Source organism: Xanthomonas campestris pv. asclepiadis (genome assembly GCF_020784175.1).
Classification (GTDB): domain Bacteria; phylum Pseudomonadota; class Gammaproteobacteria; order Xanthomonadales; family Xanthomonadaceae; genus Xanthomonas; species Xanthomonas campestris_D.
On sequence record NZ_JAJGQM010000003.1, the window covers coordinates 1 to 22,494 of the forward strand.

The 22,494-nt window shown below is 65.9% G+C and carries 17 protein-coding genes and 2 pseudogenes; 3 read left to right on the plus strand and 16 right to left on the minus strand.

What is annotated here, in order from left to right; translation table 11 throughout:
- Window positions 1-339 precede the first annotated feature (339 nt).
- Window positions 340-930, minus strand: coding sequence for a TetR/AcrR family transcriptional regulator (locus LL972_RS01930; protein WP_228326193.1), 591 nt, complete (start codon window positions 928-930; stop codon window positions 340-342).
- Between the two features lie 70 nt (window positions 931-1,000).
- Between LL972_RS01930 and bdcA the strand changes: the two genes are divergently transcribed.
- Entirely contained in the window at window positions 1,001-1,714 is a 714-nt protein-coding gene (bdcA, locus tag LL972_RS01935; protein ID WP_228326194.1) for an SDR family oxidoreductase, read from the plus strand.
- A gap of 46 nt (window positions 1,715-1,760) precedes the next feature.
- On the opposite strand, the gene LL972_RS01940 is transcribed toward bdcA, so the two are convergent.
- The 10 genes from LL972_RS01940 to LL972_RS01985 form a co-directional block, all read right to left on the minus strand.
- Window positions 1,761-2,057 (minus strand): type II toxin-antitoxin system RelE/ParE family toxin, encoded by a 297-nt coding sequence (locus tag LL972_RS01940; protein ID WP_104627845.1) that lies wholly within the window; start codon window positions 2,055-2,057, stop codon window positions 1,761-1,763.
- Between the two features lies 1 nt (window position 2,058).
- Window positions 2,059-2,343 carry a CopG family transcriptional regulator gene (locus tag LL972_RS01945; protein ID WP_104627855.1) on the minus strand — a complete coding sequence of 95 codons (285 nt, stop codon included), beginning with the start codon at window positions 2,341-2,343 and terminating at the stop codon, window positions 2,059-2,061.
- Window positions 2,344-2,677: 334 nt separating this feature from the next.
- Entirely contained in the window at window positions 2,678-5,341 is a 2,664-nt protein-coding gene (locus LL972_RS01950; RefSeq protein ID WP_228326195.1) for a M1 family metallopeptidase, read from the minus strand.
- Between the two features lie 174 nt (window positions 5,342-5,515).
- Window positions 5,516-6,808, minus strand: a complete 1,293-nt coding sequence (locus tag LL972_RS01955) for an adenylosuccinate synthase (protein WP_024938603.1) — start codon at window positions 6,806-6,808, stop codon at window positions 5,516-5,518.
- 438 nt (window positions 6,809-7,246) lie between these two features.
- Window positions 7,247-7,432 carry a DUF2065 domain-containing protein gene (locus LL972_RS01960; protein ID WP_228326196.1) on the minus strand — a complete coding sequence of 62 codons (186 nt, stop codon included), beginning with the start codon at window positions 7,430-7,432 and terminating at the stop codon, window positions 7,247-7,249.
- Between the two features lie 219 nt (window positions 7,433-7,651).
- Complete coding sequence (gene hflC, locus LL972_RS01965) at window positions 7,652-8,515, minus strand: protease modulator HflC (RefSeq protein WP_039523939.1); 864 nt, start codon at window positions 8,513-8,515, stop codon at window positions 7,652-7,654.
- Entirely contained in the window at window positions 8,515-9,654 is a 1,140-nt protein-coding gene (hflK, locus tag LL972_RS01970) for an FtsH protease activity modulator HflK (RefSeq protein WP_228326197.1), read from the minus strand. The genes hflC and hflK overlap by 1 nt, the downstream gene beginning before the upstream one ends.
- 588 nt (window positions 9,655-10,242) lie before the next feature.
- Window positions 10,243-10,629: a twitching motility response regulator PilH gene (gene pilH / locus LL972_RS01975; RefSeq protein ID WP_115676308.1), complete on the minus strand. Its 387-nt coding sequence runs from the start codon at window positions 10,627-10,629 to the stop codon at window positions 10,243-10,245.
- Between the two features lie 388 nt (window positions 10,630-11,017).
- Window positions 11,018-11,914, minus strand: a complete 897-nt coding sequence (locus tag LL972_RS01980; protein ID WP_228326198.1) for a DnaJ C-terminal domain-containing protein — start codon at window positions 11,912-11,914, stop codon at window positions 11,018-11,020.
- Between the two features lie 140 nt (window positions 11,915-12,054).
- Window positions 12,055-12,531: an Hsp20/alpha crystallin family protein gene (locus LL972_RS01985; RefSeq protein WP_228326199.1), complete on the minus strand. Its 477-nt coding sequence runs from the start codon at window positions 12,529-12,531 to the stop codon at window positions 12,055-12,057.
- A 161-nt stretch (window positions 12,532-12,692) separates the two neighbouring features.
- Here LL972_RS01985 and LL972_RS01990 point away from each other — a divergent pair, with 161 nt between their 5' ends.
- Window positions 12,693-13,175 carry a peroxiredoxin gene (locus tag LL972_RS01990; protein WP_228326200.1) on the plus strand — a complete coding sequence of 161 codons (483 nt, stop codon included), beginning with the start codon at window positions 12,693-12,695 and terminating at the stop codon, window positions 13,173-13,175.
- Window positions 13,176-13,218: 43 nt separating this feature from the next.
- Window positions 13,219-13,776: a ferritin-like domain-containing protein gene (locus LL972_RS01995; protein ID WP_228326201.1), complete on the plus strand. Its 558-nt coding sequence runs from the start codon at window positions 13,219-13,221 to the stop codon at window positions 13,774-13,776.
- Between the two features lie 275 nt (window positions 13,777-14,051).
- Here the strand turns inward: LL972_RS01995 and pbpC are convergent.
- The 5 genes and pseudogenes from pbpC to LL972_RS21670 all read right to left on the minus strand — a co-directional run bounded on the left by pbpC (window position 14,052) and on the right by LL972_RS21670 (window position 22,366).
- Window positions 14,052-16,405 (minus strand): annotated as a pseudogene (gene pbpC, locus LL972_RS02000) (penicillin-binding protein 1C).
- 181 nt (window positions 16,406-16,586) lie between these two features.
- Complete coding sequence (locus LL972_RS02005) at window positions 16,587-17,363, minus strand: CPBP family glutamic-type intramembrane protease (RefSeq protein ID WP_228326202.1); 777 nt, start codon at window positions 17,361-17,363, stop codon at window positions 16,587-16,589.
- Window positions 17,364-17,499: 136 nt separating this feature from the next.
- Entirely contained in the window at window positions 17,500-18,447 is a 948-nt protein-coding gene (locus tag LL972_RS02010) for a glycerophosphodiester phosphodiesterase family protein (RefSeq protein WP_228326203.1), read from the minus strand.
- A gap of 173 nt (window positions 18,448-18,620) precedes the next feature.
- Window positions 18,621-21,314, minus strand: coding sequence for a TonB-dependent receptor (locus LL972_RS02015; protein ID WP_429002106.1), 2,694 nt, complete (start codon window positions 21,312-21,314; stop codon window positions 18,621-18,623).
- Between the two features lie 586 nt (window positions 21,315-21,900).
- Window positions 21,901-22,366: pseudogene (locus LL972_RS21670) on the minus strand (REP-associated tyrosine transposase).
- Window positions 22,367-22,494: the final 128 nt, after the last annotated feature.

Sequence of the window (22,494 nt, forward strand, 5' to 3'; positions counted from 1 at the left end):
TCTTCATGGAACCTCCTCGGGAAAGGGGACGAGAAAATTCCACTTCTGGCGTCAGCTAATGGGCGGGGGGATTACCCTCTGACTAAATGAGGGTCTGCCGCTCAACGGCGGAAGCCAGACACGCTCGTCCAATGGTCAGCGGCTTCAATGCCGCTTCCTGCAACAACAATTTCTCCTGCGCATGGCTGCTTTGCGTCTTCGCCGATGTGCAAAAGTCGAGCTATTGCAGCTTTGCCAGCGACTGCTCCACCGGCGCCTGACTACCAAGTCAGTTGGCATGCTGGCACGCAAGTGGTCCACCATGGAACGCCCCTGCCCCTGCAACCATGCGCGCCTTGTCTAGCCGCGCAGCGCCGCCTTAATTGCCTCCCCTGCCAACCGCGCACTCGCCAGCAGACGCTCCAGGCTCTGCCCATGCCGGGCGCTGGCGGACAGCCCGGCCATGGTGGTGCTGACGAAATCCGCCAGCCGGTCTGCGTCGTGCGGGCAGTGTTTGGCGATGTGGGAGCGGATCAACTCCTGGGCGGCGACATGGAAGCCGCAGGCGGCCTCGCGCGCCTGCGCGTCGTTGCTGCGCGTGCCTTCCAGCACCAGGCAGCCGGTGGCGGCGGGGTCTGCGGCGTAGCAGCGCGCGGCCTGCTCCAGTACGTCGGCCAGTGCGTCGGCCAGCGGGCGGTTGGTGTCCAGAATCTGCGGCAGCGGGATGGCCCCGGTCTGCGCGTAACGGTCGAGGATGCGCGCATACAGGCCGGCCTTGCTGCCGAAGGCGGCGTAGAAACTGGGCGGGTTGATGCCCAGCGCCTGGGTGAGGTCGGCCACGCTCAGTGCGTCGTAGCCGCGCGCATGGAACAGCTGCTGCGCAGTGGCGACCGCTTGGTCCGGGTCGAATGCACGCGGCCGCCCGCGGGCCCGGGAGGTTTCTGTAGTCATTGTTACAAAATCCTTGACGGCAGACGAAATCTATTATGTATTACTCGCTACATTAATAGCGAGGTGATGCATGTCAGCGTTCAAAAATAAGTCGGTGTTGGTGCTCGGTGGCAGCCGGGGGATTGGGGCCGCCATCGTGCGGCGCTTTATGGCCGAGGGCGCGCAGGTGACGTTTACCTACGCCGGCTCTGCGGAGGCGGCGCAGCGCCTGGCCAGCGACACCGGCAGCACCGCGGTGCTGGCCGACAGCGCCAACCGCGATGCGGTCATCGACACGGTGCGCCGCAACGGGCCACTGGATGTGCTGGTGGTCAACTCCGGCATCGCCTTGTTCGGCGATGCGCTGGAGCAGGATCCGGATGCGGTGGACCGGCTGTTCCGCATCAACGTGCACGCGCCCTACCACGCCGCCGTGGAGGCCGCGCGGCAGATGCCGCCCGGCGGCCGCATCATCGTGATTGGCTCGGTCAACGGCGACCGCATGCCGCTGCCCGGCATGGCGTCCTACGCGCTGAGCAAATCCGCGCTGCAACGGCTGGCGCGCGGGCTGGCCCGCGACTTCGGGCCGCGTGGCATCACCATCAACGTGGTGCAACCAGGCCCGATCGATACCGACGCCAACCCGGAAAACGGGCCGATGAAAGACCTGATGCACAGCTTCATGGCGATCAAGCGCCACGGCCGCGCCGACGAAGTGGCCGGCATGGTGGCCTGGCTGGCTGGCCCGGAAGCAGGCTTTGTCACCGGGGCGATGCATACGATCGATGGTGCGTTTGGGGCGTGACGCGGCGGCGTCTGCATTGGCTAAGGCGATGAGGGAACTGCGGACATCACGGCCCCGCAAAGCCCGCCTCACGTTGCGAGCGAACGGCCAGCACAAACACCGTGTCGATCTGCGCGACATGGCAGTACAGCGCCAGATAGCCGTGCGCTCCGCGACCGATCACCAGTTCGCGCTTGTCGCCGCCAGCCGGCCGGCCGATCAGCGGATTGGTTTGCAGCACATCGATTGCCGCAATGATCTCGTGCAGGCGTGCTGCGACATGTGCGGCCTCATGGCGCTGGAGGTGGTCGAAGATCCGCTCAAGATCCTGTGCAACCTCCGGTGCCAGTTCGATACGCGCCATGCTACCGGGCTAGTTTGCGGGCCGTGGGACGCTTTGCCGGCTCGCCGGCCATGCGCTTTTCCAGATAGCCACGCATGTCGTCCCAGGCGATGGTTTTCCCGGACGCGACAATGCCGGCATAACGCTGCTCGGCAACCGCATCGAAATCGGCACGACGCTCGACCGATTCCGCCTTTTCGGCGATCGCTTCCAGGATGAAACTATGTGCCGTCGTGCCGCCCCGCTTCGCTGCTGCAGCAACGCGCATCTTGAGTTCGTCTGGAAGACGGATGGTTGTGGTGCTCATGAAATCCTCGAGCTTGTGCATTTCGTACGCGCGAATGTAGCACAGCTGTGTCACAACACCTTGCATCTACACCGCATGCCGGTTGCCGGCCCGCTCGAAAGCGACCGCGTCCGGGGGGGGGGGTGCCTACGCGCCTCCCCCAGAGCGGACCGAGGCACTGCATTGACAGCGTGGAGCACCTAAAGCACTGCAACCAGGCGTGCGAGTCAGGGTCTGCTCACCCCCTTCTGCTTTTGCAAGCACGCCTCGCTCCCCACCTCCCGGTGACTGCCGGCCCGGCAAGGAAAAGCCCGGCAAGGCCGGGCTGTTTCCTGTGCTGCGATGACTGCAATGCTTAGCGCTTGCGCGCCTTCAACCACGCCTTGATCTGCGGCAATGACGCCGCCCGCAGCTTCACCCGCGTCTGGATCGTGTTGATGGCGTTGTCCGCAGCCTGCCGCGAGGTCGGCGCGATGTATTGGTCGGCATAGGCCTTGATCCTGTCGGCGGTGGCAAGCTCTGCCGAGTCCATGCCCAGGCTGGGGTAGTAGCGGGCACGCGAGGTGGAGTCCACCAGGGTGTCCACCTGCATGCGATGCGCCACGGCAAAATCGAAGGCAAGCTCCGGATGCTGGGAGGCGACCCGGTCGATCATGCTCGCACCGGTCGTGGCGCCCGGTTCAGGTGTCAACGCCAGTGCCAGCGCGCGCTTGGCCAGCGCCTCGTCGATGGGCATGGAGAGGAAATCGTAATAGGTGTCGCGCACCATTGACGAGGTTTCATGCTTGGCCAAGGCATGCAAGGCGTCCCAGGTGGCGGTGTCGGCATTGCGCGCAACCGCGCCCAGCACGCTGTCACGCAACTCCGGCGACAGCGACGCGGGAGTGGCCTGGAAGGCGGCAAAGCGCCGGCGCGCCTCGGCGATCACTGCAGCATCCCCCATGTCGCTGAGGCTGGAAATCAGGCGGGTACGCAACTGCTGGATCTGCGCCGAGTCGCCATCGCGGTTGTCCCAGCCCAGCGTTGCGAATTCGGCCGATAGGCGCGGCACGGCATAGGCACGCCACGCGGCGCGCCCAGCCGGGTCATGCTCGAAGCTGCCATCCACACCATCGTAGATGCTGGCCACCATGTCCCAGACGTCGGGCGATGCGCCGACTGCCACCTGTGCGGTGAGATCCAAGACATCGGCCTGTGTCTGCACGCCCGCGTCGGCCAGTGCGTCGGCGTCGTTCAACACGCCCAACTGGTCCACCACCGGTAGCGCGCCAAACCTGCTGGTCAGCGCCTTGAACTGTGCGGGCGCATACAAGGTGCGGAAGTAGCCCTTTTGCCCGGCGTTGACCACCACCGGTGCGTCGCAGCCCGGCACCTGCACCTGCGCAGTGCCGTCCACCAGCACGCGCACCGGCGCGCCATCGCCGCTGCGCACGACCACCGGCACGTGCCAGCGCAACGGCTGCTTGTCTGGGCGGTCCAGCGTGAACTCGCCCTGCTCCAGCGTCACCGCGGTCTGGCCACCGACGCAGCGGGTGCTGGCCTTGATCAACGGCACGCCCGGCTGCAGGGTGAAGTCATGTGCCACCTGGGTGAATTGCTTGCCCGGGGCCACTGCGTCGATCTGCTGCCACAACTGGTCGGTCACCGCATTGCCGTACTGATGCTGCTTGATGTAACTGCGCACGCCGTCGCGCCAGTGATCCGAGCCGACGTAGTCTTCCAGCATGGCGATCACCGCCTCGCCCTTGGCGTAGGTGATGGCGTCGAAGGCCTGGCTGGCCTGCTCCACGGTGGCCACGTGCTGCACCACCGGGTGGGTGGTCACATACGCATCGCGCCGCATGGCCAAGCGGCTCTTCTTGGCCGGGCCGGTCTTGTCGATGTCCCATTCCGGATGCAGTTTTGCCGTGGTGCGCGCTTCCATCCAGTTGGCGAAACCTTCGTTGAGCCACAGGTCGTCCCACCACGCCATGGTTACCAGATTGCCGAACCACTGGTGCGCGATCTCGTGCGCGGCGACGGTGAACACGCCTTGCTTTGTATCGATGTTGGACACCGCCGGATCCAGCAACAGCGAGTACTCGAAGGTGAAGATCGCCCCCCAGTTCTCCATGGCGCTGAAGAACTGGCTGCGTCCGGGCGCGGCGATGTTGTCCAGCTTGGGCAGCGGGTACGGAACGCCGAAGTAGTCGTTGTACTCGTGCAAGACATCGCGGCCGGATTCCAGCGCGAATTGCGCCTGGTCCACCTTGCCCTTCTGCGCGATGACACCGATCTCGGTGCCATTGTCGGCGGTGACGGTGGCACGTTCGAAATCGCCCACGCTGACGAACAACAGGTACGTGGACATCTTGGGCGAGGTCTGGAACGCGATGCGGGTGCGCCCGTTTGCGCCCGGCTTGGAGGAGGCGACCGGCATGTTGCTTACCGCCATCTGCCCGGCCGGCGCATTGATCGCCAGGTCGAAAGTGGCCTTGAAGTTGGGCTCGTCCCAGGAAGGAATGAAGCGGCGCGCATCGGAGTTTTCGAACTGGGTGAACAACGCGCGGCGCGCACCTTGCGCGGTGGTGTAATCCAGCGCGAACAAGCCGTTGGCCTGCGTGTTGATCACGCCGCTGTAATCGATGGACAGCACGTACTCACCCGCTGCCAGCGGCTTGCCGAACGCGAACGTGGCGGTCTGCGCCTCGGCATCGGTGCTGACCTTGGCCGTGTGCGGCTTGCCGCCTTTTTGCGTGAGCGTGCCGCGCGCAAAAGTCAGGTTGGCCGCCTGCAACACTATGCGGTCGGTGGGTTCCAGCACGCTGATGTCGATGGCGACCTTGCCGTCGAAGCTCATCTTGTCGGCATGCGGAGTGATCTCCACTGCGTAATGCGTGGGCTTGGCCGTGCGCGGCAACTGGGTGGTGATGGACGCGGCGTCGGCGCTCTGCGGCACGGGCGCAGCTGCGAAGACGGAGGCAGCCGGACTTGTACCGACCAGAGCCAGTGCGATGGCGGTCACCAGGGGAAGACGCATGGGAAATTCTCGATGTGGGCGAAGTGGGCACGCGGTGGCGTCAGGCCGCGGATGATCCGCCGGAACAGTGCACGCAGGCACCGCCAAAAGTCATGCCAAATCTCAGTAATCCTCAAATGCCAACGGCCCGGACAAGCCGGGCTGTTGGACGATGCCGCGTCTGGCGTCAGCCGATCAGGCGAACGGATCCTGCAGCACCATCGTGTGGTCCCGATCCGGGCCGGTGGAGACGATGCTGATCGGGCAGCCGGCCAGTTCTTCCAGCGCGCGCAGGTAAGCGCGTGCGGCCACCGGCAGCTTGTCCCACTCGGTGATGCCGTGGGTGTTCTCGGTCCAGCCCGGGAACTCCAGGTACACCGGGGTGCACTCTTCCCAGCCCTGCGCGTCCAGCGGGGCGTATTCGGTACGCTTGCCGCGGTATTCGTAGGCAATGCAGACCTTGAGCTTTTCCATGCCGTCGAGCACGTCGAGCTTGGTGATGCACAGGCCGGAGATGCCGTTGATGGCCACCGCACGCTTGAGCGCAACGATGTCCATCCAGCCGCAGCGGCGCGGGCGGCCGGTGGAGGCGCCGTACTCGGCACCGCGGTCGCGGATGCCCTGGCCCACTTCGTCGTCCAGCTCGGTCGGGAACGGGCCGCCGCCCACGCGCGTGGCATAGGCCTTGGCGATGCCCAGCACGTAGTCGATGGCGTCAGCGCCCACGCCGGTACCGGCCAGTGCGCCGCCGACCGTGGTGTTGGAGCTGGTGACGTACGGATAGGTACCGTGGTCGATGTCCAGCAGCGCGCCCTGCGCGCCTTCGAACAGCACGCGCTTACCCTGCTTGCGCAGGTCGTGCAGGATGCCGGCCACGTCCGACTTCATCGGCTGCACGTAGTCGCCGAAGGCCAGCGCTTCGTCGAAGGTCTTCTGGAAGTCCACCGCTTCCACGCCCAGGTACTTGGTCAGCACGAAGTTGTGGTAGTCCAGCGCGGTGCGCAGCAATTCTTCCAGCTGCGGCGGGTAATGCAGGTCGGCGATGCGGATACCGCGGCGGGCGACCTTGTCTTCGTACGCCGGGCCGATACCGCGGCCGGTGGTGCCGATGGCCTTGCCGCCGGCGGCCTTCTCGCGCGCCTGATCCAGCGCGATGTGGTACGGCATGATCAGCGGCGCAGCCGGGGAGATCTTCAGGCGCGAGCGCACTTCCACGCCGGCACCTTCCAGCTCGCTGATTTCCTTGATCAGCGCGGCCGGGGAGATCACCACGCCATTGCCGATCAGGCACAGCGCGTCGTCGCGCAGGATGCCGGACGGAATCAGATGCAAGACGGTCTTCTTGCCGTTGATGACGAGCGTGTGGCCGGCATTGTGGCCACCCTGGAAGCGGACCACCGCACCGATCTCTTCGGTAAGCAGATCGACGATCTTGCCTTTGCCTTCATCGCCCCACTGGGCACCGAGCACGACAACTGACTGACCCATGACGGGTGAACTCCTGAGTTTTGCTGCGGCCATCGGGGCCGCGGGATGGGACCGGTTCACGGCTGGCGGCGCCGCCTGGCGCGCGGCTCCATCGGGGAGCGTTGCAGCGGCGCGTGAAGCCCTGACACGGAAAAAGCCGAACGAGGTGCCCTGTGTGAGCGTGCCCGGCCGGCTTTTGTGCATTATCCGGGTTTCCGGTGACGTGCACTACCCCCGGCGAACGGCGGATCGGGGGCTGGTCGGGTTGCGGCTGGCCATCGGTTGCGCGGTGCTCCGGGCGCTGCCGGTCCCTAGCCTGGGAGCATCACCATGGCGACAATCCCAAGCGCCCATCGTGGGTCGTAGGAGCGCACCCGGGCGCGACAGGCATGACCGGTGAAGCAGTCGCGCCCCGGTGCGCTCCTACGCTGCCCGTTGCGGTCGGAATGGACCAACCACTCAGTGACGCACGATCCACAGCGCGAGCGCGCCCAGCACCAGAGTCACACCGCCGATAGCACGCAGTTGGGCCGTGGGCAGGCTGAACAGTTGCTCGACCATCCGCTTCCAGGCGGTGGGCGCGGCGAACAGCAGCAGGCCTTCGATGACGGCGATCAGGCATAACGCGGACAGAAATTCGTGCATCAGCAACACCAGGACAACGTGGGGAACTGCAGCGTGCCGCGTCCACAGCCTCCACGCGCCCCGCGTAGGAGCGCACCTGGGCGCGACGGGCATTCCCGGTAAAACCGGTCGCGCCCGTGTGCGCTCCTACGGTGTGGCGCGCGCATGCCTGCGCGGCAGTGACAGGCACATACGAAAACGCCCGCATCACGCGGGCGTTTTCGATTCAGCGCAGAGCGATCAACGATCACTCTTGAGGTACTGCAGGAACGGGTCGTTCTTGTCCAGCACCACCACGCCGTTGCCGTCGGTCATGGAGCCGCGGTACGCCTCCAGGCTGCGATAGAACGCGTAGAACGACGGATCCTTGGCACCGGCCTGGCCGTAGATGCGGGCGGCGTCGGCATCGCCTTCGCCGCGCAGCTTCTGCGCATCGCGCTCGGCGTCGGCCACGATCACGGTGGACTCGCGGTCGGCCTGGGCGCGGATGGTCAGGGCCTGCTCTTCGCCTTCGGCACGCAGCTTGCTGGCTTCCTGCTTGCGCTGGGCGCGCATGCGCTCGTAGACGTCGGTGATCACCTGGCTGTCGGTCGGCAGGTCGATCTGCTTGATGCGCAGGTCGGTGATCTGCATCCCCAGGCCCTTGATGGCGCCGTTGATGCCCTTGAGCTGGTTGGCGATCAACTCGCTGCGGTCGCCGGAGACCAGCTGCTGCAGGGTGCGCGAGTTGATCTGGTTGCGCAGCGAGTCGGTGATGATCGGGGCCAGGCGCGAATTGGCGACCGACTCCTCACCACCGGTGGCGCGGTAGAACGCCCGCACGTCGGAGATGTAGCCGATGGCGAAGAAGTCCACGCTCACGTCTTTCTGCTCGGCGGTGAAGTAGCGCGCCGGGGCGGTGTCCAGCACCTGGAAGCGGCGGTCGAACACGCGCACCGATTCCACCACCGGGATCTTGAAGTGCAACCCGGGCTTGAGGTCGGCGCGCACCACACGGCCCAGGTTGAGCACCATGGCGGTCTGGTCCTCGCGCACCACGAACACCGAGCCCATCAGGGTCAGCAACACGGCGACGATCAGGCCGATGACTAGCGAATTCTTCATTATTCGGTTCCCTCACGGCCGGTCGGGCGCGGACCGCGCTCCGGATTGCGGATGCCCTCGCTGCCGCCACTGGTTTGCGGCGGATTCAACAGCACATCCTGCGGCACCATCGACGGCATGCCGCCGTTGCCTGCAGTGGCGTTGTTGCTGGCGGACTTGCCGGTGTCGGCCGGCAGCGGCACATAGATGACCTGGCTGCCATCGCTGCCGATCACCTTGCGGTTCTCCGACAGCACCTTCTGCACGGTTTCCAGCCACAGGCGCTTGCGCGTGACCTCGGGGGCGTTGGCGTACTGCTCCTGCAACAACGTGAAGCGATCGGCGTCGCCCTCGGCCTTGGAGATCAGCGCCTGCTTGTAGCCTTCGGCGCCGGTCCGGGTACGCGCACCCTGGCCGCGTGCCTCGGGCACCACCTTGGCGGCGTAGGCCTGGGCTTCGTTGATCAGGCGCTCGCGCACCTGCTGGGCACCGTTGACCTCGTCGAAGGCCGGCTTCACTTCTTCCGGCGGACGCGCGTCCGGCAGGGTCACGCCGGTGACGGCCAGGCCGGTGTTGTAGGCGTCCAGTGCCGCCTGCAGGCGATCCTTGGAGGCAATGGCCAACGGGCCGCGGTTGTTGAGCACGGTATTGAGGTCGGAACGGCCGACCTGCTCACGCACGGCGCTTTGCGCGGCCTGCTCCAGCACCAGGTCGGCATTGCGCGAACCGAACAGGTATTTGCGCGGGTCGCTGATCTGGTACTGCACGTTGAGCGAGACGTTGACGATGTTCTCGTCGCGGGTCAGCACCGGCACCTGGTTGCTGAAGGTCTTGATCTCGGTAGCGTTGACCTTGCGCACCGACTCGACCGGCCAGGGCAGCTTGAAGTTCGGGCCGGGCTGCAGGATGCGCGAGAACTGGCCGAAGCGCAGCACCACGCCACGCTGCTGCTCGCCGATGAGCTGGAAGCTGGAGAACAGCACCATCAGCACCACCGCGACCAGGATCCAGCGCCCCACGCCGCCATCGAACAGCTCTTTCAACGGGGCGGGCAGATTGCCCCAGCCACCACCGTTGCCACCACCGCGCGGGCCCCAGGACCTGCGACGGTTGGGGTCCGGGCCGTCTCCGCCCTTGTTGCCGGGTGTGTTCCAGGCCATGCACGCTCCATGATCGAGGGGCTGTGCGGGCCAGTCCCGCAGTGCCGCCGTGTTGTGTGATTCGATGATTCTACTAGATGGGGCAGACCGACCGTTTTGAAAGGCCCCAATTGGTGCATCCCGGTTTAGCCGCTGGGGTGGATCGAGCCGATGGCCGGGTTCGCAGACGGGGAAGGACACGGTGTCAGCGCGCTTTGGGGCAAGCACCGGGCACGTGCGTTCTGGAGTTGGCCAATGGTGATCACGCCGAGACTGGACGCGGACCCTGCCTGCGATGCGCTGCACGATGACGCCGACGACATCGTGCTGCTCGCTGACGCGTGGCCAGTGTCTGTCGACCGATCCGGCGTTCGGCCTGGCTGGATGGCCCAGGGTCGTGGTCAGGCCAAGCAGCCGCTGCGCTTTGCCGACCCCGGGTTGCGGCGCAGGATGCCGCCGATGGCAGGCGAGCATCGGAGTCCAAACGGCACTGGCGGCGCGGCTGACGTTGGCATCAGCGCTGAGGGGATGCGGCTGGGGCGATGCTGCGCTGGCACAACGCAGTCCGGAACGCGTCCGCCAACCCTGCTCCCTCCCTCGCCGGCGCACTCACGCCATCGGCGGTTCGTCTTTCTGGTTGAACACGCGCTCCATCACTTCCAGCAACTCGTCTTCGGAGAACGGCTTGGTGATGTAGGCGCGTGCACCCTGGCGCATGCCCCACATGCGATCGGTGTCCTGGTCCTTGGTGGTCACCAGGATCACCGGGATGTGCTGGGTGGTCGGCTCGCGCTTGAGTGTGCGCGTGGCCTGGAAGCCGTTGAGGTTGGGCATCACCACATCCATCAGCACCAGATCCGGCAGCGAAGACTTGGCCGCTTCAACGCCGGCGGCACCATCGGTTGCAGTGATGGTCTCGTGCCCCAGCTTCTCGACGATGCGCTGAATGCCGAGCAGCTGCGACGGCGAGTCGTCGACGATCAGAATGCGTGCCATGTGTTTCCCCTAGTGTGCGCGGCGAGTGTAGTGCGCCGGCCGCGCTTGCGGTAGCTGGGCCAGGCGGTGCGCCGGGCGATGCTGTTGCGAGCTGTGATCCGGTGACGCGGTGCCGTTGCCCTGTCCAACGCGTACTACGTTGGACAGGGCGCAGCTGGATGCAACAAGGTCGCAGCAGGTCGCTCGCCCACGCATCGCGTGCATGCTGCCCTGCCCTCAATCCCTCATCGATACGAGGGGGACGACTGGTCCCTTCTCCCATCGGGAGAAGAGGGCGCACAGCGCCGGATGAGGGGACGGCGGCGATTCAACGTCACAGATCGACGATGACAAGCGCACCGCTCGCCTGCCGAACCCTCACCCCATCCAGGGCGTCACCCCACGCTGCTTACACCGCTTCGCCAAACGCCTTGGCCAGGTTGCGGTAGGCCTTTTTCTGCGCATCGTCGGTGGGGGCCGGGGCCAGGATTTCCAGCTCCACGATCTGGTCGCCCGGGGTGGCGCCCGGCAGGCCGCGGCCGCGCAGGCGCAGCTTGCGGCCGGCGTCGGAGTCGGCCGGCACCTTCAATTCCACTGCCCCGCCCAGGGTCGGCACGCTGATGGTGGTGCCCAGTGCCGCCTGCCAGGGCATGACCTGCAAGGTGTACAGGATGTTGCGCCCGTCCACCTCGAACTGCGGATGCGCGGCGTATTCGATCTCCAGCAGCAGGTTGCCGCCGCCATTGCCCTGCCCGCTCAGGCGGATCACCTGGCCAGGCTGCACGCCCTTGGGCACGCGCACATCCAGCTGCTTGCCGTTGATGGTGATGCGCACGCTGTCGCCCGCATACACCGCTTCCAACGGCACCGCCAGCTTGGCGCGGGTATCGCCGCGCGCCTGCGGACCCGCGCCTGCGCCAGGTCCGGCGCCCGGGCCACGCGGCCGGCCGCCGCGCTGGCCGGCGAACAGGCTTTCGAAGAAATCGCTGAAGCCGCCACCGGCGCCGCCGTTGCCGAACACTTCCTCGTAGTCGTAGCCCTGCCCACCGCCATAGTTGGGCGGGGCCTGGAACTCGTCGCCCGGGCGGAAGCCCTGTGCCTTGAGCTGGTCGTAGGCCTTGCGCTTGGCCGGGTCGCGCAGCGCCTCGTAGGCTTCGTTGATGGCCTTGAACTTGTCTTCGGCGCCGGCTTCCTTGCTGACGTCGGGGTGGTACTTGCGCGCGAGCCGGCGGTAGGCGGTCTTGATCTCCGCATCGCCTGCGCTGGGCTCCACGCCCAGCGTTGCGTAGTAATCCTTGAATTCCATCTAATCACCTCTGAAAAAAACGGCCCGCAGCCGAGGCCACGAGCCAGTCATATCGCAGCCGGGCGTGCAACCGCACCTATTCTACGGTGCGGTTGCCGCCGGGAAGCGAAGCAGGCCGCTTCGCTCCAGGTTTTGCGGCCTTACTGCACGGTGCTGCCGCTGGTGTCCTGGCCGTTGCCGACCTGGATGCGGCGCGGGGTGGCCGCCGGGCGCTTGGGGATGCGGATTTCCAGCACGCCGTTGTGGCCGGCCGCGGTGATGCCGTCGGGGTCGGCACTGTCGGGCAGCGCGAAACGGCGGTGGAAGCTGCCGTAGCGGCGCTCGATGCGCGAGAAACGCTCGGTCTCTGTGCTGGACTCGCTGTTGCGCTCGCCCTTGATCGACAGGATGCCCTTGTCCATCTGCACCTCGATCTGGCTGGGGTCAATGCCCGGCAGGTCGGCGTACAGCACGAAGTGGTTGGGCTCTTCCTTGATGTCCACGCGTGGCACCCACTGCGCGGTCACCACTGCCGATTCGTCGGTGTCGCCGTTGTGCTCGAAGAAACGGTCGAACACGTGCTTGATCTCGTTTTGCAGCGCATGGGTGGGCCACTGGGGATAACGAACGATGTTCATTGCGAGCCTCCAAAAGGTTGGGTGAAGGGCCGGCTGCCGCGGCGTGCGCCGTTGCGCCGGCCATGTGCGTCAGATAGGCGTGCGGCTACAGATTTCAAGCGCGTTGACGCGCTTTTCCCCTGCCCCTTTCTAGAATTCGTTCAGCCACAGGAGCCCGCCCCATGACCATCCACGTTGGTGACCGCATTCCCGAAGTCGTGCTCAAGCGCCTGCGCGAGGGCATCGAGGCGGTCGACACCCACAGCCTGTTCGCGGGGCGCAAGGTGCTGCTGTTCGCGGTACCGGGCGCCTTCACCCCGACCTGCTCGGCCAAGCACCTGCCGGGCTATGTGGAGCACTTCGATGAATTCCGTAAACGCGGCATCGAAGTGCTGTGCACCGCGGTCAACGACCCGTTCGTGATGCAGGCCTGGGGCCGCAGCCAGCTGATTCCCGACGGCCTGCACCTGCTGCCCGACGGCAACGCCGAACTGGCCCGCGCGCTGGGTCTGGAGATCGACGCCAGCGGCTCGGGCATGGGCCTGCGCTCGCGTCGCTACGCGCTGTATGCCGACGACGCCGTGGTCAAGGCCTTGTTTGTCGAAGAGCCCGGCAAATTCAAGGTGTCTGCCGCCGATTACGTCCTGCAGCACCTGCCCGATTGATGCATTGATTCCCCCCGTCCACTCAGAAGGAAACCGGCCAGCCATGTCTACCCAGCCAGCCAAGCAACTCCCCGGCATTACCGATACCGCCACCTTGCGCAGCCGCGCACGCCAGAGCATCGAAGACGGTGCCATCACCGAGAGCTACCACGCCGACCGCGAGGCGGTGATCGACCTGCTCAACACCGCACTGGCCACCGAATACGTGTGCACCCTGCGCTACTACCGCCACTACTTCATGGCCAAGGGCATGCTTGCCGACGCGGTCAAGGGCGAATTCCTGGAGCATGCGCAGCAGGAACAGGAACACGCGCACAAGCTTGCCGAGCGCATCGTGCAACTGGGCGGCGAACCGGACCTCAACCCGGACACGCTGACCAAGCGCTCGCATGCCGAATACAAGGAAGGCACCGACCTGCGCGACATGGTCAGGGAGAACCTGATCGCCGAACGCATCGCCATCGACAGCTATCGCGAGATGATCGATTTCATCGGCGACAAGGACACCACCACCAAGCGCATCCTGGAAAGCATCCTGGCCCAGGAAGAAGAGCATGCCGACGAGTTTGCGGACATGCTGGAAGGCTGGATCGGCGAGTGAGTTGAGCAAGCCGCGTGATTGCAATGTAGCGATGCATTGCCATCGATGATGGCGTCGCATCGGCAACGGCAACGGCAACGAAGATAAGTCGAAGTTGACGTCGACTCGATGAAGCAACAGACAGGGCGCCTAGAGCGCCCTGTCTGTTTTCGTGCCGCCCAAGCGCCGCGTAGGAGCGCACCCGGGCGCGACGGGGCGTTACCGGGAATGCCCTGTCGCGCCCGGGTGCGCTCCTACGGGTGTGTGCACGCTGGCCGGGCGCAGCACGTGCACCGTCAGCGCAATACGCGAAAGCGCAGCTGTGTCCAGGCACCGTCGCTGGCCATTGCGGTGAGCGTATGCGTGCCGACCTCGGCGAATTCGCGCTGAAATCCCTGGCGTCCGTTGGTCTGTGCGATCCAGCGGCCGTCCAGCAGCCAGTCGATGCGCGCGTCGCTGCCCAGGGCACGCAGGTGCAGGCGCACCGGGCGCGATGCGGCGTTGGCACGCGCCAGCGTGGCGCGATCGCTCAGCCCGTCGATCCGCAGCACGCCGCCACCTGTCATGCGTCCATCCGGCAGACAGTCCGCGGCCAGTGGCGGCAGTTGCGCGGCATTGCGCTCGGCCGCGCTGAGCCAGGGCGACACCAACGCCGGCCAGCGTGCTACGGCCTGCGGCACGCGCTGATGCGGCTGGCTGCACTCCTGCGACAACCGCTGCCCGCTGCGCGCATCCACGTCGAAATGCAGCTGCCCGCTGTGCCATAACCGCGCATCGCGTTCGGCAAAGGTGGGCGGTACGGCGCCATCGAGCACGTAGGCGTCGGCGCGGCGTGCGCATTGCGCCGGTGGTGTCTGATCGGCCGCGCCGCCGAGCGGCCAGCAGATGGCCAGCGCCTGCACAGTGGGCGGCATCGGCACCGGCGCGCTATCGCCGGCGCTGCGGGGCAAGGCGTCGATGACTTCGAACATCAACGGCAACGCTGTGACGGCGCCGTACTGGCCGGGCAGCGGCGTGCCGTCCGGCCGCCCCACCCACACCCCGACCGTATAGCGGCGCGTGCCGCCGATCGCCCAGGCATCGCGATAGCCGTAGCTGGTGCCGGTCTTCCAGGCCACGCCCGGGCGCGTGGCGGTGTCGAAGGTCCCGCCGCCATACCCCCGGGACGCGGGTTGCTTTGCAGGATCTCGCGCACGATCCAGGCCGCGCCCGGCGACATCAGCCGGCGCTCGATGCGCGGATCGGCCGGCGTGTAGCGCACGCGCCCGGCGATGCCGCCGCGATTGAGCGCCGCAAAGGCACCGACCAACTCCTGCAGCTGCGCACCGGTGCCGCCCAATATCAATGCAAGCGACGGCGTGCTGCCATGTGCGAAACGCAGGCCGATGCCGGCATTGGACAGCCGGGCGGCAAACCGCGCCGGGCCGATCCGGTCGAGCAGGTCCACCGCCGGCACGTTCAACGACAACCGCAACGCCGTCGCCGCGCTCACCGGCCCATTGAAGGCCGCATCGAAATTGCCGGGCCGGTAGCTGCCAAAGCTCTGCGGCGCATCCACCAACAGGCTTTCGGAGTGGATCAACCCATCGTCCAGGGCCATGCCATACAGAAACGGCTTGAGGGTGGACCCGGGCGAGCGCCAGGCCTGCACCATGTCCACATGCCCCAGTCGCTTGCGATCACCGAAGCTGGCCGAACCCACATACGCGCGCGCTTCCATGCTGGCGTTGTCCACCACCAGCAAGGCGGCCGAGGTGCGCTCGGGCAGCTGCGAGAAATAGGTGGCCACGCGCTCTTCCAAGGTGCGCTGCAATTCCACATCTAGCGTGGTCACGATGCGTGCCGCGCGCGGTTGCGCGCCGTGCAGCCGCTGCGCGAGCAGCGCCGCATGCAACGGCGGAGTGAGCGAGCGCGTCACCACCGGCTCGATCCGCGCGTCATCCACCTGCGCGCGCGACCACACTCCCAGCTCCACCATGCGATCGAGCACCTTGTCGCGCGCGCGTTGCGCGGCCTCGGGATGGCGATCCGGGCGCAGGCGGCTGGGCGATTGCGGCAATACCGCCAGCAGTGCGGCTTCGGCCTGCGACAGAGCCTTGGCCGGTTTGCCCAGATACGCCCAGCTGGCCGCTTCCACGCCTTCGATGGTGCCACCGTAGGGCGCGCGCTCCAGATACAGCGTCAGAATCTCGCGCTTGCTCAGGTGCGCTTCCAGCTGCAGCGCACGCAGCAGCTGCTTGGCCTTGCCCCACGGTGTGCGCGTATGCGGGTCCAGGATGCGCGCCACCTGCATGGTCAGCGTCGAACCGCCGGAGACGATGCGCCCCTGCCCGATCCACTGCCCGCCGGCACGCAGCAGCCCCCACGGATTGACCCCTGGATGGCGCCAGAACCAGCGGTCTTCGTAATTCAACAGCGCCTGCAGGTACAGCGGCGACACGCCCTGCGGGCTGGCCGGATAACGCCACACGCCATTGCGATCGGCGAACGCGCGCAACGGCGTGCCATCGCGTGCCACCACCAGCGTGGAGGTGTCGCGGGATTTGGGCAGTGGCAGTGGAAAGGCCAGGTCCAGGAGCAACACGGCAGACAACAGTGCTGCAGCGCTCCAACGTAGACCTGTCAACCAGCGGCGGCCATGCCGGGCCACACCATCATCGCCAGCGGCGCGTTCCTGCGTCCGGTCGGTCCTTGCCTGCACGTGCTGCTGCTCATCCATCCTGCCAAGGATGCAGGGTGAAATGCATTTCGGCCACTGTTGCGCGCGGCACGTTGCGGCGTTGAGTGATCAATGTAACTGCGCGCTACTGCCCTGCGCGACGACAAGCGCCCTAACCCACGATCTCCGCACGCGGCGAGCGACGCGGCCTTACGAACAGCCGCAGCAACCCCATTGCCAGGAACACCGCAGACAGGCGCAACGCCATGCCGAGCCAGCCGCTGGCGGCCGAATCGGAGACGGCAAAGACCGTCCAGGCCGCGTTGAGCGAGACATGCAACACCCAGCCGCTCCAGATCGTGTAGCCATCCTGGGCGTCCACAATGGCAAACAGCAGCGCACCGACACCGGTAATGGCGAAGATCAACAATGCCTCGCCGCCTGCGCCGTCTGCGCCGAGCCAATGCACGCCGCCGAATACAAGCGCCTGCACCAGCGCGGCGATCGCCGGGCGCCAGGCCAGCGCACGGCAGGCAAAGACGAAACCGAAACCGCGAAAGACGATTTCTTCGGCCAGCGGAAACAGCAGTGCCAGCCACAGCAGGCCGAGCAGATCGTCGGTACCGACCGAGCTGGACTGGGTCCACAGCCCAAGCCAGCACGGCAGTGTGGCCAGCAACGTCAGCGCCGGGCCGCGTATGCCGTTCCAGCGCAGCCCCAGACGCGCCGCGAGCTCGCCTGGCATGCCAGGACGCAGCAATGCCGCTGCGACCAGCACGACCACCACGCTGAGCAGATTGTCGAGAATCCCGCCGCCGTAGGGCACCGGAATTTTCGGGATTGGAACACCAAGGGCCTTGGCCACATCGCGCACCTGCAGCGCGACCAGCAGCACTACCAACCAGACCACATGCCGACCGACGCGGCGCGGGGGTGTATCGAGCGGCATGCAGACGTCCGTGCGTGCAAACAGCGGGTGACTATACCGCTGGCAGCGACATCAGCGCAGCGTCCGGGGTTGATGTGGCGCGACCAGATTCGGTTCGCATCGCGCGTCAGCTGCCTGCCGCAATGCAATGCGCCGCCTACTGCTGCTCCAGCGCGGCGCGATACCGCAGCAAGGCTTCCGGCGCGTCGGTCTGGATGATCGACACGCCATCGCGGTACAGGCGGCCCCAGACCTTGTCCGGGTCGCGCTCGGCATCGGCGTCGCCACCGTAACCGGCGATGAAGCCTTCCCACAGCGAGTTGACCATCAGCCGCACCTTGTGCGTCTTGCTCACCGCAACCAACGCCGGCAATTGCGCTGCTGTCATCTTGGGCAGCTCGAACGCGACCGGATGCGCGTTGCGTGTCTGCGCAGTGGCGATCGCGGCCAGATCGGCAGTGCCATGTGCGTTGATCAGGATCGGGAAGAAATACACGGTGTCGAACGGCAGCATCGCGGCCAGTGGCGGCGTGGCGATGCCGGCTTCGGCCTTGACGATCACCTGGTGCTGCATGCCGAGACGTGCAACCGCATCGACCACCTGCACGTAGATCGCATCCTTGACGTCCAGGTTGAGCAGGATGTGGCCCTTGGAGGCGGCCAGCATCTGCTCCAGCGTGACCACGCGTTGGTCGGTCAGCGGCGCCTGCGCGCCACCTTCGTCGCTGCGCAGGCGCAATTTTTGCAGGTCGGCCAGGGTCAGCTCGGACAGCTTGCCGGTGCCGTCGGTGGTGCGGTCCACAGTGGCGTCGTGCAGCATCACCAGGGTGCCATCGGCGGCGCGGCGCACGTCGGTCTCCATCACGTCGGCACCGATGGCGATGCAGCGCTCCAGCGCGGCCAGCGAATTCTCCGGTGCGCTGTCCTTGAAACCATGCTCCGGTGCCGGTGCATGGCAACCGCGATGGGCCACCACCACGATGCCGCCGCCTGGATTGGTCAGCCGGGCCTGGATTGCGGCGACGCCGGTGGGCGCTGCGCTCGCAGTGGTGGCAAACGCCACGCACAGCATGGCCGCAAAGGTGGCGACAGAACGTAAGGTCATCGAACGACTCCGCTTGAAAAGAATAAACAGAACGACTGCGCGTGCGTCGAGCGAGCGCGGCCGATGCGCGGTGCTCCGTGCTCGGTGCGTCATCCACCCACCTGCACACTCCACTTTTTTCCGAGCCGCCCGCACGCGCCTGACGACCGCTGGCGACGCGTCATTCGCCGCGCTCAGAGCGTCGGCGTAAAGCGCAGGCCGAACCAATAGGTCGTGGGTACCGAATAACTGTCCTTGAGCAGGTTCTGCCCGGGACCGGTGACGCTGGTGATGCGGCTGTGGGTGAGGTTGCTGACCTGGCCGATCAGGCTGAGCTGCTTGCTGATCGCATAGGTGGCGGTGAAATCCAGCTGCGAACGCGGCGACCAGTACAGATCCTGCCAGTCGATATTACTGACGATGGCGCGCAAGGCCTTGCCCTGGCGATTGTAGGCCGCACGCAGCTCCAGCCCGCCGGTGTTGTAGAACAGCGTGGCATTGGCGGTGTAATCGGGCTGGCCGACCAGGTTGCCGAGCTTGCGCTCGCGCTGGCTCACGTTGCTACCGCTGCCGACGCTGTAGGGCACATACAGAGTGCCATCGAGCACGGCGAAGTTCGCACTGAAACCGACCCCGCTCAACCACGGCGCGATCGGCGCCAGGGTGTTGACGATGCCGTTGAACTCCACCCCGCGGATACGCGCCTTGGCGGCATTGGCCGGCGTGCTGATCAGCGCGTTGGCATAGGTGGTGCCGTCGAACGTGAAGCTGTCGGTGCGCGAAAGCGTAAAGATCTCGTCCTGGATGCGCTTGTCGAACACGGCCGCGGACGCGAACGCATCGAAATCGCCGGGCAGGCGCCATTCCAGCGACAGATCCAGGTTATTGGACACGCGCGGCTTGATGTCGGGGTTGCCGATGGTGACGGTGACACCTTGCGCATTCGGGTTGCCGGCATCGGCGGTGTTGACGAAGCCGATCGATGTGCGTGCCGCATACGCATCGTACGGCGGGCGACCGAGCGTGCGGCTTGCGCCGGCACGCAGGTCCAGTGCATCGGTCAGGTGGTAGGTCATGATGGACGAGGGCAGCAGATAGTGGTAATCCGCAGTAGTCGGGTTATCGACATACACATAGCGATTGGTCGCGGCATCCAGCTGCCGCTGGCGACCGACCGTATCGAGCCTGGTGCTGTCGAAATGCAGGCCACCCTGCACGTTGAAACGCTCGCTGCGATAGCTGACCAGGCCATAGCTGCCGAAGGTCTTTTCGGTATGGGTGAAGTTGTCCTGATTGCTGAAGGCCTGCTGGTCGGTACTGTTGAACGCGCTCAGCGGCGTTGCAGCGAGCGCGCGATTGGCCTTGTCAGGATCGATGGTGATCAGGTTCAGGCCGGCATAGCGCATCGGCGCCCTGCCGGTGCCCGCGACATCGGCCAGGCCGAACGCCGGCGCACTGGTATTGGGCTGATACTCGACGCGATAGATGTCGTAGGACGGTTTGTCGGTGGTGTACGACACGCCTGCGGCAAAGCCGATGCCCTGATCACTCTCGCCCTGGTTGAAGCCGTAATCGAGCCGGCCGGTGAGGATGCGATCGGCCGCAGTGCGTTTGTAGTCCGGGCGCCAGTACGACAGGCTATAGTTGCTCAGATCGTTGTAGGCCTGCGGCGACACCCCGAAGCGCTGATCGAAGCCGGAGGTGTCGTAGTTGAATGCGTAAGTGGGCGTGGCGTTGATGGTCACACCGCTGCCGGTCTGGCCCACCGGTACCGGCGCGGCGCGGGTGATACCGGTGGCGTACTTGATCATGCGGATCGGCTCGTCGTAGGTCGCATCCGACCACGCCCCGCGTGCGGAGAACTGCTGCCGGTCGGTGGGCCGCCAGATCGTGCCCAACTGCGCAACCTTGGTGCGCGTGGTGACGATCTGGTTGGAATACCCCACCTCGATATCGCCACCGGGATAGCTGCCGGAGGTGGCGGTCTGGTTGGACACCTGGCCACGGTTGCGCGGGTCGATCAGGACCTCGTTGCGCTCCATGTTGTCCTTGAAATAGTAGTAGCCCGCCATGGCATAGGCCTCGAGCGCGGCACTGGGATGCACCTCGAACTTGCCGGTGACGCCATAGCGGTCGCGCTGGTTCTGCACGTACCAGTACTTGTCCTGCTGCGGCACCGCCCAGCCATTGCCGAGGTTGGCGCCGGTCTGCAGCACGCCGTTGTTGTCGTAGAACCCGTAATGCACCGTGTCGGTGGTCATGTGGGTTTCGGTGTAGCTGCTCAGCGTCTGGTAGTTGGCCGACAGCGTAAAACCGTACTGCTGCTCGCTGCCGAAGGTGCGGCTGCCGGTGGCGTTCACGCGATAGCCCGGGTCGTCCTGATCGCGCGGCTTGCCGACATCGTTGGCGTGGCCGAGTGCGGCTTCGGCGCTGAAGAATGGCTTGCCGCCGTTTTCGAAGGCGCTGCGTGTCTTGAGGTTGATCGCACCGCCGGTCGCATTGGGATCCAGGTCGGGCGTGAACGTCTTGACCACCTGCAACTCGCTGACCATCGACGCCGGCAGCAGATCCAGACGCACGCCGCGGGTAATCGAGCCGAGCGTGCCATTCGGCGTGCCGGGCGAGGCGATGGTCAGCCCGTCGATGGTGACGTTGTTGTAGGACGGGCCCAGGCCGCGCAACACCGGTGTGGCCGCTTCGTCGCGCGGATGCTCGTTATCGGTGGCCGGCAATACCGACAGGCCGGGCACGCGGCGCAGCGCTTCGACAATGGTGCTGTCGGGCAAGGCGCGCACATCGGTGGCGCTGATCACGTCGGTGATGTTGGTCGCCGCGCGCTTGCTTTCCACCGCGGCGGCATTGGCACGACGCACACCGGTGACCTGCATGGCGTCGAGGGTTTGCACACCGGCTTTGCTGGTAGCCGGTGCGTCGCTAGTAGATGCTTCGCCTTGTGCCGATGCAGGCGATGCAGGCGATGCAGGGTCTGTGGAATCTGCAGATGCCTCTGCTGACAACGCAGAGCGTTGCTTTGCAGCCGCACCGTCAGCCTCGGGCGTGGTTGCCTCGTCAGTATTAGCTGTAGCTGTAGCTGCGCTCGCTGATGCGCCCGCGGTCGTGGTCATGGCCGCAGCAGACGTTTGAGCTGAAGCGTCGATTGGAATGGCCGCACGCTCGTTGGCGCATGCCTGCGAGGCTGGCGAACAGGCCGCAATGGCCACGGCGAGAACGGACAGGTGCAAACGGTACGAATCGGAGCGCTGCATGGAATCCCGAGGTCGCGCAGCAAAGACGCCGCGCCAGTGAGAAAGCACGCTACCGTAGCCCGTAAAAATGACCCTTGCGTGTCGCTGGCATCGCATCGAGAAGACAGTGCGCAGTGATGTCGCCGTAGGCGAAGCAGCGCTGGCGTAGGAGCGCGCGTGCGCGCGATGAGGCGTTCCCGGTGATGCCCCATCGCGCGCAAGCGCGCTCCTAAGGCAGCCAGATTGCATCCAAGAATGGATAATCGCCGACCCGCTCGACCAGTCCGGCACGTAGCGGATTGGCGATCAGGTAGCGAGCCACGATGCGCGGATCGTCGTCCTTGCGCAGGCCGCGGTCGTGGTAGGCCCGCGCCGAGACCGCGGCGGGCACCCAGCGTTGCTGGTTGACTGCACGCGTGCTTGCCGACTTCATGCATGACACCATCCGCGCCAGCGGAGTGACATCGCCTAACTGCACCAGCCAGTGGACATGGTCCGGCATCAGCACCCAGGCAAGCAACGTGGCATCTTCTGGCAGCGCGGCGATGAACGCGCGGCACGCTGACGCGGCCAGCTGAAATCGTCGAACACACGTCGCCGCTGGCAGGTTGTAACGGTGAGGAGATAGCAGCAACTGCCAGCGAGCGCCGGCCACGACGAAGCGCGCGATGTCCTGCGAAAATAGAGTTGATCATCGATGCATGCTGGCCCAGCCACGCAAACGCTTGCATCGGAGTGAAACGTTCGCTTCGGTGAGGAAACCCCGAACGTAGGAGCGCGCTCGCGCGCGATGGGGCGTTACCGGTACGCCCCATCGCGCGCG